The 9,414-nt window shown below is 67.8% G+C and carries 12 protein-coding genes; 4 read left to right on the forward strand and 8 right to left on the reverse strand.

Annotated elements, in window-relative coordinates; all coding sequences use genetic code 11:
- Positions 1–11: 11 nt before the first annotated feature.
- Positions 12–860 carry a branched-chain amino acid aminotransferase gene (locus JJL56_RS06405; RefSeq protein ID WP_200484621.1) on the reverse strand — a complete coding sequence of 283 codons (849 nt, stop codon included), beginning with the start codon at positions 858–860 and terminating at the stop codon, positions 12–14.
- A 153-nt stretch (positions 861–1,013) separates the two neighbouring features.
- Here JJL56_RS06405 and JJL56_RS06410 point away from each other — a divergent pair, with 153 nt between their 5' ends.
- Positions 1,014–1,217, forward strand: coding sequence for a hypothetical protein (locus tag JJL56_RS06410; RefSeq protein WP_035675800.1), 204 nt, complete (start codon positions 1,014–1,016; stop codon positions 1,215–1,217).
- A gap of 87 nt (positions 1,218–1,304) precedes the next feature.
- On the opposite strand, the gene JJL56_RS06415 is transcribed toward JJL56_RS06410, so the two are convergent.
- The 5 genes from JJL56_RS06415 to JJL56_RS06435 all read right to left on the reverse strand — a co-directional run bounded on the left by JJL56_RS06415 (position 1,305) and on the right by JJL56_RS06435 (position 5,208).
- A complete protein-coding gene (locus tag JJL56_RS06415) occupies positions 1,305–2,081 on the reverse strand; it encodes a succinate dehydrogenase iron-sulfur subunit (protein ID WP_145622811.1) in 777 nt (258 codons plus the stop codon).
- 30 nt (positions 2,082–2,111) lie between these two features.
- Positions 2,112–3,893 (reverse strand): succinate dehydrogenase flavoprotein subunit, encoded by a 1,782-nt coding sequence (gene sdhA / locus JJL56_RS06420; RefSeq protein WP_145622812.1) that lies wholly within the window; start codon positions 3,891–3,893, stop codon positions 2,112–2,114.
- Positions 3,894–3,899: 6 nt separating this feature from the next.
- Positions 3,900–4,295 carry a succinate dehydrogenase, hydrophobic membrane anchor protein gene (gene sdhD, locus JJL56_RS06425; protein ID WP_200484623.1) on the reverse strand — a complete coding sequence of 132 codons (396 nt, stop codon included), beginning with the start codon at positions 4,293–4,295 and terminating at the stop codon, positions 3,900–3,902.
- 11 nt (positions 4,296–4,306) lie between these two features.
- Positions 4,307–4,696, reverse strand: a complete 390-nt coding sequence (sdhC, locus tag JJL56_RS06430) for a succinate dehydrogenase, cytochrome b556 subunit (protein ID WP_109072269.1) — start codon at positions 4,694–4,696, stop codon at positions 4,307–4,309.
- Between the two features lie 248 nt (positions 4,697–4,944).
- The gene (locus JJL56_RS06435; RefSeq protein ID WP_145622814.1) at positions 4,945–5,208 is read right to left on the reverse strand and encodes a hypothetical protein; all 264 of its coding nucleotides are present in this window, start codon (positions 5,206–5,208) and stop codon (positions 4,945–4,947) included.
- 133 nt (positions 5,209–5,341) lie between these two features.
- On the opposite strand from JJL56_RS06435, the gene JJL56_RS06440 reads away from it, so the two are divergent.
- Together JJL56_RS06440 and JJL56_RS06445 are read left to right on the forward strand one after the other, a co-directional pair.
- Complete coding sequence (locus JJL56_RS06440; RefSeq protein WP_200484625.1) at positions 5,342–6,361, forward strand: aspartate-semialdehyde dehydrogenase; 1,020 nt, start codon at positions 5,342–5,344, stop codon at positions 6,359–6,361.
- On the forward strand, positions 6,358–6,825 hold the full coding sequence (locus JJL56_RS06445; RefSeq protein WP_200484627.1) for an acetyltransferase: 468 nt from the start codon (positions 6,358–6,360) through the stop codon (positions 6,823–6,825). Before JJL56_RS06440 ends, JJL56_RS06445 begins: the two co-directional genes overlap by 4 nt.
- Before the next feature lie 5 nt (positions 6,826–6,830).
- Here JJL56_RS06445 and JJL56_RS06450 read toward each other — a convergent pair whose 3' ends face one another.
- A complete protein-coding gene (locus JJL56_RS06450; RefSeq protein WP_200484629.1) occupies positions 6,831–7,709 on the reverse strand; it encodes an NAD(P)-dependent oxidoreductase in 879 nt (292 codons plus the stop codon).
- A gap of 11 nt (positions 7,710–7,720) precedes the next feature.
- Entirely contained in the window at positions 7,721–8,125 is a 405-nt protein-coding gene (locus tag JJL56_RS06455) for a tellurite resistance TerB family protein (protein ID WP_145622818.1), read from the reverse strand.
- 147 nt (positions 8,126–8,272) lie between these two features.
- Here JJL56_RS06455 and JJL56_RS06460 point away from each other — a divergent pair, with 147 nt between their 5' ends.
- Complete coding sequence (locus tag JJL56_RS06460; RefSeq protein WP_145622819.1) at positions 8,273–9,220, forward strand: AEC family transporter; 948 nt, start codon at positions 8,273–8,275, stop codon at positions 9,218–9,220.
- Positions 9,221–9,414 lie beyond the last annotated feature (194 nt).

Raw genomic sequence — 9,414 nt, forward strand, 5'->3', positions numbered from 1 at the left:
ATCGACGCCGATCAGCGGAAGGCAAACTCCCAATAGAGCGCCCGCGCCCGCGCCGACAGGGGGCCGGGTTGCAGGGCGCGCTCCTCGACGCGGGTGACCGGCACCACCTTCGCGTAGTTGCCGGTCGAGAACACCTCGTCCGCCTCCAGAACGTCGCGGGCGCTCAGGGTGGCCTCCTCCACCGCCACCCCGTCGTCGCGCAGCAGGGCGATTACGCGCTGGCGGGTGATGCCGTTGAGGAAGGTGCCGTTGTGCACCGGCGTGCGCACCACCCCGTCCTTGGCGATGAACAGGTTGGCCGTGGCGAATTCCGCCACGCTGCCGATGGGGTCGAGCATGATGGCGTTGTCGAAGCCGCGCTGCCGGGCCTCCTTCAGGGCCAGCCCGGCGTTGGGGTAGAGGCAGGCGGCCTTGGCCTCGGTCGGCGCCATGTCCGGCATCGGGCGGCGGCGGCTGGACAGGCAGGCGGTGAAGCCGGCGGCGCTGGGCAGCGGCGCCTCGTAGACCGACAGGACGAAGCGCGTGCTTTCCGCGTCGGGGGCGACGAACCCTTCCTCCGCGTAGAACATGGGCCGGATGTAGAGCTCGGCCTCCTTGGGGAAGCGGCGGATGCCGTCCCAGCAGAGTTCTTCGATCTCCCCGGCGGTCAGCATGGGGGCGAGGCCCGTCACCTGGGCGGAGCGCACGACGCGGGCGCAGTGGCGATCGAGGTCCGGGGCCACGCCCTGGAAGGCGCGGGCGCCGTCGAAGACGACCGAAGACAGCCAGAGCGCGTGAGTCATCGGGCCGACGATGGCGGGGTTGCCCGCGATCCATTCGCCCTGGATGTAGCTCAACGCCTGACCGGCCGTGCTGCCCATGATCTTCTCCCTTTTTGGCTTCGGGTTGGTTCTATCCGGATGGTTCGCTCCCCCGAAAAGCATACCCCCTCATCGCCGCCGGTCAACCTGCGCAGACGGGCCAGCCGGACGGTTGATGCAGGACACACTCGCAACACCGGGAGCGAACGACCCATGGGCTGGACCTATTCGAGCGCCTTTCCGCAGCCGCTGCGCGCGGCCCCGCCCTTCCCGCCGCCGGGCCAGGACGTTCCCACCCCGGGGCCCCTGACCGACAACCCGGACCTGCCGACCCCCGGCCCGCAGGAGGACATGCCCTCTCCCCTGCCCAATGACGACCTGCCGCCCTCCCGACCCACCGATCCGGACTTCGCGTAAGCCGAGACGCCGCCGAAGGGCCAAAGCAAACGGGGCGCCCCCTTCCGGAGGCGCCCCGTTCTTCATCGGTGAACCGAAACGGACGGATCAGCGGCGCTGAACCATCAGCTTCTTGATCTCGGCGATGGCCTTGGCCGGGTTGAGACCCTTCGGGCACGCCTTGGTGCAGTTCATGATGGTGTGGCAGCGGTAGAGGCGGAACGGGTCCTCGAGGTTGTCGAGGCGCTCGCCCGTCATCTCGTCGCGGCTGTCCACGATCCAGCGGTAGGCCTGGAGCAGGATCGACGGGCCGAGGTAGCGGTCGCCGTTCCACCAGTAGCTGGGGCAGGAGGTCGAGCAGCAGAAGCACAGGATGCACTCGTAGAGGCCGTCCAGCTTGGCGCGGTCCTCCGGCGACTGCAGGCGCTCGCGGCTCGGAGCCGGCGACTGCGACTGCAGCCACGGCTTGATCGAGGCGAGCTGGGCGTAGATGTGCTTCAGATCGGGGACGAGATCCTTAACCACCGGCATGTGCGGCAGCGGGTAGATCTTGACGTCGCCCTTCACCTCCTCGATGGCCTTCAGGCAGGCCAGCGTGTTGGTGCCGTCGATGTTCATCGCGCAGGACCCGCAGATGCCCTCGCGGCAGCTCCGCCGGAAGGTCAGGGTCGAGTCGATGTTGTTCTTGATGTAGATGATCGCGTCCAGGATCATCGGGCCGAACTTGTCGAGATCGACGACGTAGGTGTCGACCCGCGGGTTCTGGCCGTCATCCGGCGACCAGCGGTAGATCTTGAAGGTCTTCGCCCGCTTGGCGCCGGTGGCGGCGTTGATGGTCTTGCCGACGCCGACCTTGGAATTGGCGGGCAGGTTGAATTCGACCATGGTTCGTATCCTTGCCTTGCTCTTGCCGCCTTAGTAGACGCGGGCCTTGGGCGGGAACACCTGCACCTCGTCGGTCAGGGTGTAGAGATGGACCGGGCGGTACCCGATCTTCGTCTCGCCCTTGTCCGACACCTCGATGACGGTGTGCTTCATCCAGTTCTCGTCGTCGCGGTCCGGATAATCCTCGCGGGCGTGGGCGCCGCGGCTCTCCGGCCGGTTCTTCGCCGAGTGGAGCGTGGCGACCGCCTGGTACAGCAGATTGTCCAGCTCGATGGCTTCGACGAGGTCGGAGTTCCAGACCAGCGAGCGGTCGCTGATCGCCATGTCGCCCTTCTTGGCGAAGGTCTGGTCGATGAGCTTGACGCCCTCCTCCAGCACCTCGCCGGTGCGGAAGACCGCGCAGTTGTTCTGCATGGTCCGCTGCATCTCCAGGCGAAGCTCCGACGACTTGATGGAGCCCTTGGCGTTGCGGATGCGGTCGAAGCGCTCCAGCGCGACGTCGGTCGCGGCGGCGGACGACGACACCGACTTGCCCTTCTCGACGATCTCGGCGGCGCGGATGGCCGCCGAACGGCCGAACACCACGAGGTCGAGCAGCGAGTTGGAGCCCAGGCGGTTGGCGCCGTGCACCGACACGCAGGCCGCCTCGCCGATGGCCATCAGGCCGGGCACCACGCGATCCGGGTCCTCGGCGGTCGGGTTGACCACCTCGCACCGGAAATTGGTGGGGATGCCGCCCATGTTGTAGTGCACCGTCGGCAGAACCGGGATCGGCTCCTTGGTGACGTCCACGCCGGCGAAGATCTTGGCCGTCTCGGCGATGCCGGGCAGGCGCTGGTGGATGATCTCCGGCGGGAGATGCTCAAGGTGCAGGTGGATGTGGTCCTTGTGCTCACCGACGCCGCGGCCCTCGCGGATCTCGATGGTCATCGAGCGGGACACCACGTCGCGCGAGGCGAGGTCCTTGGCCGACGGCGCGTAACGCTCCATGAAGCGCTCGCCGTTGGAGTTGGTGAGGTAGCCGCCCTCGCCGCGCACGCCCTCGGTGATCAGACAGCCGGAGCCGTAGATGCCGGTCGGGTGGAACTGCACGAACTCCATGTCCTGCAGCGGCAGGCCGGCGCGCAGCACCATGCCGCCGCCGTCGCCCGTGCAGGTGTGGGCAGAGGTGGCGGAGAAGTAGGCGCGGCCGTAACCGCCCGTCGCCAGAACGACGAGCTGGGCGCGGAAGCGGTGGATGGTGCCGTCGTCGAGGTTCCAGGCCACCACGCCCTTGCAGACGCCGTCCTCCATGATGAGGTCCAGCGCGAAATACTCGACGAAGAACTCCGCCTCGTGCTTCAGCGACTGCTGGTAGAGGGTGTGCAGGATGGCATGGCCGGTGCGGTCGGCGGCGGCGCAGGTGCGGTAGGCCTGCTGCTTGCCGTAATGGGCGGTCATGCCGCCGAAGGCGCGCTGGTAGATCTTGCCTTCCGGCGTGCGCGAGAAGGGCACGCCGTAGTGCTCCAGCTCGATGATCGCCGGGATGGCCTCGCGGCACATGTACTCGATGGCGTCCTGGTCGCCCAGCCAGTCCGACCCCTTGACGGTGTCGTACATGTGGAAGCGCCAGTCGTCCTCGCTCATGTTGCCGAGCGCCGCCGAGATGCCGCCCTGGGCGGCCACGGTGTGCGAGCGGGTCGGGAAGACCTTGGTGATGCACGCCGTCTTCAGGCCCTTCTCGGCCATGCCGAAGGTGGCGCGCAGGCCCGCACCGCCGGCACCGACGACGACGACGTCATAGGAATGATCGATAATATCGTAGGCGGCCATGGCTCGTCAGGCTCCGAACGAAATCTTGAGGACGGCGATGACGCAGGCGGCACCCAGCACGAAGCACAGGGACTTCACGGCCAGGATGCTCAGGATCTTCGCCATCTCATTGTGCACGTAGTCCTCGATCACCACCTGCAGCCCGGCCTGGGCGTGGTGGAAGGTGACCACGGCGGTCAGCACCATCATCAGCGCCGAGAAGGGCGACTCCAGCCACGCGACGAAGGCCGCGTGGTCGGCGCCCAGATGGCGGATCACACCGAAGATGAACCAGACGGTCAGCGGAACCAGGGCGATGGCGGTCACGCGCTGGTGCCACCAATGCTCGGTGCCGTGCTTGGCGGAGCCCAGGCCGCGCGCGATCTGCAGCGGCGAGCGGAGGGTCTTGCTGTTGGACGCCATGTCTTCTCTCCTCACCACACGGCCAGGCCGATGATCCAGGTCAGCACGGTCAGCACGGCCGCCGCACCGATGACGATCTGGTTGCCACGCTCGGCCTCGCTCAGCTCGAACGACTTGCCGGCGTCCCACACCAGATGCCGGATGCCGTTGCACAGGTGATAGTAGAGCGCCAGCGACCAGCCGAACATCAGCAGCAGCCCGAAGAAGGAGCCGATGAAGTGCTGCGCGCGTTCGTACGCGGCAGGGCTGGTGGCGGCGGCGACCAGCCACCAGGTCAGCAGAAGGGTCCCGACGGCCAGCCCCACGCCCGTGATGCGGTGCGTGATGGACAGGAGCGCGGTCCTGGGGAGTTTGTAGACTTGCAGATGCGGAGAGAGCGGCCGACCGCTGCCGTTTGCCATTGCGTCGTCCTCAGTTCGGCGACCGGTCGCGGCAAGGAGGGCTGTTGCCGCGACGGCGGGTGATGCGAGACCGAAAGTTTTAAGCCCTGCTGTGTTTGGCGATTGAATTACGCCTCTACCGCACATGAGTCAACGGCAGGGACTTGGCCGTGGCCAAAATGGCGCACCGCGGGAAGTGCCTGAAAACTAACGGGCTTTGCTGCAGCTGGTATTACCAGGGCTGAAACGCGGTTTTGCGGTTCAGCCTATTACCTGTCGAAGCGGCGAACATTCTCCACCATCATCGAATACATCTGGGTAATCAGCTCCGCCGGACGCAGCCGGCCGAAGGGGATGTTCTCCTTGGCCCACTCCACCAGCCCCTCGGGCGGGCGGACCGGAGCGACCTCGTAGCCGGCCTTCTTCAGCGCGCTCATCACCGAGCGCGCCTGCTTGGTGTAGTCCTCGTTGAAGAAGGACTTGTCCGCGTCCTTGATCGCCTTGGCGATGATGTCTTCGAGCGGAGTGGCCATGCCCCGGTGTGCCGGTCGCGATCGTTCGTGATAGGGGCGAACACCGTGTCACAACGCGGGCGCTGTTGCAATTCCATTGGGAACCGCATACCTCAAGCCCTCTTCGCACCGCATATCACAGGGATTAACCGCCATGGGCTACACAGTCGCGGTCGTCGGCGCCACCGGCAACGTCGGACGGGAAATGCTGGCCACCCTCGCCGACCGCAAGTTCCCGGCCGACGCGGTGATCGCCCTGGCGTCGGACAGCGCGGTCGGCAAGGAGGTGTCCTTCGGCGAGGACGAGGTGCTGAAGGTCCAGGAGGTCGGCCGCTTCGACTTCACGGGCGTGGACATCGCGCTGTTCGCCGCGGACGCCAAGGTCTCGGCGGCCCACGCGCCGCGCGCCGCCGCCGCGGGCGCCGTGGTGATCGATGCCAGCCCGCAGTTCCGCATGGACCCCGACGTCCCCCTGGTGGTCCCGGAGGTCAACGCCGACGCGCTCGCCGGCTACGCGAAGAAGAACATCGTCGCCAGCCCCGGCGGCGCGGCCATCCTGCTGGCCATGGCGCTGAAGCCCCTGCACGGGCAATTCACGGTGAGCCGCGTCGTGGTCTCCACCTACCAGGCGGCCTCGGACGCCGGCAAGGAGGGGATGGACGAGTTGTTCAGCCAGACCCGCGCCATCTACGTGAACGACCCGCTGCAGAAGTCCGTCTTCTCCAAGCAGATCGCCTTCAACGTCATCCCGCACATCGGCCCCTTCATGGAGGACGGCGCGACGCGGGACGAGTGGGCGATGAACGTCGAGACGAAGAAGATCCTCGACCCCAAGATCAAGGTGAGCGCGACCTGCGTCCGCGTCCCCGTCTTCATCGGCCATTCCGCGTCCATCACCATCGAGTGCGTGGAGCCGGTGACCGCCGAGGAGGCCCGCCGCATCCTGCGCAAGGCGCCGGGCATGCAGGTGATCGACCAGCAGGAGAACGACGGCTACATCACCCCGGTCGAGGTGGCCGGCGACGACCCGGTCTTCGTCAGCCGCATCCGCGAGGACTACACGGTGGACAACGGCCTGTCCTTCTGGGCGTCCACCGACAACCTGCGCAAGGGCGCCGCGCTCAACGCGGTGCAGATCGCCGAGCTGCTGGTGAAGGAGTATCTCGACGCGTGATCCCGATCCGCTCCTCCCGCCCGGACGACGCCCCGGCGCTGTTCGCCGTCTGGCTCGCCGCGGTGCGCAGCACGCACGACTTCCTGAGCGAGGCGGACATCGGCTTCTACGCCGACCTCGTGCGCGACCAGTATCTTCCGGCGGCAGCGCTCATGGTCGCGGTGGACGGTGACGACCGGCCGGTCGGCTTTTTGGGCATGACCGGGTGGAAGATCGACACGCTGTTCGTCGATCCGGCGTGGCACGGCCGGGGGATCGGCCGCGCCCTGGTCACCCGCGCGCTGGAGGGCAGGCCGGAGCTGACGGTCGATGTGAACGAGCAGAACGGCGCCGCCCGGTCCTTCTATCGGCGTCTCGGTTTCCGAGAGGTCGGGCGGTCCGCGCTGGACGACAGCGGCCGTCCATTCCCCTTGCTGCATCTGGCCCTTGGTGGCGCCGGCCAAGGCAACCCGACCGGCGCCTGAAGGGCTTACTTGACGAACAGCCGGTACAGCGCGGAGTGGTCCAGCCCGCCGTCGCCCTGCTCGGCCAGCAGCTCGAACAGCTCCAGGCTGAGGCCCAGCGCGGGAAGCTGGATGCCGGACTGCTCCGCCAGCTCCTCCGCCTGTTTCAGGTCCTTGATCTGGGTGACCACGCGGCCGCCCGGCGTGAAGTCGCCGGACACCATGCGCTGGCCATGCAGCTCCAGGATGCGCGACTCGGCGAAGCCGCCGCGGATGGCGTCGCGGACCTTGCCCGGCTCCACCCCCGCCGCCTTCGCCAGGGCCAACGCCTCGGCCACCGCGCCGATGCTCAGCGCGACGATCACCTGATTCGCCATCTTGGCGACCTGCCCGGCCCCACTGTCACCGACATGGGTGATCCGCTGGCCCATCGCCTGGAACAGCGGCAGGGCGCGGGCAAAGGCCTCCTCCGTGCCGCCGGCCATGATGGTCAGGGTGCCGGCCTCCGCCGCCACCGTGCCGCCGGACACCGGAGCGTCGACCCACTCCGCGCCCTTGGCGCGGGCGGCCTCGGCCAGCTTGCGGGTCGCCCCGACCGCCGTGGTGCCCATGTCGATGACGAGATGGCCGGGCCGCAGCGCGTCCATCAGGGACGCCGCTACCGCCTCCACCGCCACGGTGTCCGACAGCATCAGCACGATGGCGTCGGCGCGGACGGCGACCTCGGCGGGGTTGGCGGCGGGGCTCATGCCCTCGCCGGCCAGTTCCTCGACCGGGCCGGGGCTGCGGCTGCTGATCACCAGGGCAGCACCGGCCTTCGCCAGATTGCGGGCCATGGGCCGGCCCATCAGGCCCAGCCCGATGACGCCGACCGTCTGCCCCGCCAGACCTGTCTGTCCGGTCATGTCCCGGTCCGTCACAGGCGGGTGTGGCGCGCCCGCGCGCCGCGTTCGATGGCGGCGGCGCACAGCCGGTCCACGCCCAGCTTGTGCCGGATCAGCTCCAGCATCCGCAGTTCCTCCTGCGAGGCCGACGGGTCCGCCGCGGCGATGTCGCAGGCGAGCGCGTAGGCGGTCTCCGACAGCCTGGACGGAATGGCCTCCTTGACGATCTGGAGCGTCGTCTCCAGCCCGTCGGCGTCGGCCAGCAGGCCGGAGCATTCGCGGGTCACGTCGGTCAGCCGGTCGATGTCGAAATCCTTGAAGATCGGCAGGTAGCGGACGTTCTCGCCGATGGCCTCAAGCTCCGCGTCCGTCATGTCGCCGTCGCACGCCGACACCAGCACCATGACGTAGATGAGCGCGCTGTGATGGTTGATCATCGAAACTCCTGCGGAAAAAGGGCCCCGCCCAATCTTGCCCGCCCCCCGCGCGCCGTCAAGGGAGGGAGCGCCGTCAAGGGAGCTATGCCCGCGGCGGACGGGTGGGTCCCTCGACAGGGGACGGGTTGCCCCTTAAGGTCGGGCCCCATGTCGGTGGTCTTCAACGTGGCGCTCCCGGTCTTCGCCATCATCCTGGCGGGCGTCCTTTCCGGTAAGGCGAAGCTGCTCGGTCCCGCCTCGTCGGAGGCGCTGAACAAGTTCGTCTACTGGATGGCCCTGCCGCCGGTGCTGTTCCTCGGCACCGCGAAGCGCTCCCTGCCGGAGATCTTCAACGGCCCCTTCATCGGCGCCTTCCTCGGCTCGATGCTGGCGGTCTACGCGCTGGGCGCCCTGCTCGGCTGGCTGATCCACCGGGAACGGACGCAGATCCAGTGCATGCAGGGGCTGAACGCCTGCTTCTCCAACACCGGCTACATGGGCATCCCGCTGTTCCTGGCGGCCTTCGGCCCGGACCGTCTGGCCCCGGCCATCCTCGCCACCGTCATCATGAGCGCGATCATGGTCGGCATCGCGGTGATCTGGCTGGAGTTCGCCAACAGCCAGGGCGGCGGGATCGGCAAGGCGCTGCGCGACGTCGGCCGGGCGCTGGTCAAGAACCCGCTGATCATCTCCACGGCCCTGGGGCTCGCCTGGTCGGTCTTCCTGTCCGGCGTGCCGGTGCCGCGCCCGATCGCCATCTACTGCGATCTGATGGGCGCCTCCGCCGGTCCCTGCGCCCTGTTCGCCATCGGCCTGTTCCTGGCGACCCAGAGCATGAAGGCCAACCTGCTGGAGGTCGGCTGGATCAGCGCCCTGAAACTGGTGGTGCAGCCGGCGCTGGCCTGGTTCCTCATCCAGACCCTGTTCCCGCTCGACCCCTTCTGGGCCGGGTCGGCCATCATCCTCGCCGGCCTGCCCACCGGCGCGCTGACCTTCGTGGTGGCCAGCCAGTACCGCATCTATGTGGAGCGCACCTCCGCCGCGATCCTGATGTCCACCATCGCCAGCGTGGTCACCCTGTCGTTCCTGCTGGCCACCTACGCGCCGCCCCTTTGACCCTTGGCCTGCGGTCTTCCGGCCGCGCTCGCCTCTCCAGCCGTTCATCTTTATTAAAAGAAAGATTCCACCTGGGAAAGCGCAAGGCGGACCGCCCCGCGCCGCCCTTGCGTCTTTCTTAATATTTGTTGTTCCATCATTTGATCCCGGTAAGTCCAACGCCCGGCGCATGGGCGTCTGGTCTGCCAAATCCT

It is taken from the genome of Azospirillum aestuarii (genome assembly GCF_016632405.1).
GTDB lineage: Bacteria > Pseudomonadota > Alphaproteobacteria > Azospirillales > Azospirillaceae > Azospirillum > Azospirillum aestuarii.

Coding starts and splice junctions, on each gene's coding strand:
- JJL56_RS06405 (WP_200484621.1), bottom strand. CDS start 860: ATGGGCAGCACGGCCGGTCAGGCGTTGAGCTACATCCAGGGCGAATGG.
- JJL56_RS06410 (WP_035675800.1), top strand. CDS start 1,014: ATGGGCTGGACCTATTCGAGCGCCTTTCCGCAGCCGCTGCGCGCGGCC.
- JJL56_RS06415 (WP_145622811.1), bottom strand. CDS start 2,081: ATGGTCGAATTCAACCTGCCCGCCAATTCCAAGGTCGGCGTCGGCAAG.
- sdhA (WP_145622812.1), bottom strand. CDS start 3,893: ATGGCCGCCTACGATATTATCGATCATTCCTATGACGTCGTCGTCGTC.
- sdhD (WP_200484623.1), bottom strand. CDS start 4,295: ATGGCGTCCAACAGCAAGACCCTCCGCTCGCCGCTGCAGATCGCGCGC.
- sdhC (WP_109072269.1), bottom strand. CDS start 4,696: ATGGCAAACGGCAGCGGTCGGCCGCTCTCTCCGCATCTGCAAGTCTAC.
- JJL56_RS06435 (WP_145622814.1), bottom strand. CDS start 5,208: ATGGCCACTCCGCTCGAAGACATCATCGCCAAGGCGATCAAGGACGCG.
- JJL56_RS06440 (WP_200484625.1), top strand. CDS start 5,342: ATGGGCTACACAGTCGCGGTCGTCGGCGCCACCGGCAACGTCGGACGG.
- JJL56_RS06450 (WP_200484629.1), bottom strand. CDS start 7,709: ATGACCGGACAGACAGGTCTGGCGGGGCAGACGGTCGGCGTCATCGGG.
- JJL56_RS06455 (WP_145622818.1), bottom strand. CDS start 8,125: ATGATCAACCATCACAGCGCGCTCATCTACGTCATGGTGCTGGTGTCG.
- JJL56_RS06460 (WP_145622819.1), top strand. CDS start 8,273: ATGTCGGTGGTCTTCAACGTGGCGCTCCCGGTCTTCGCCATCATCCTG.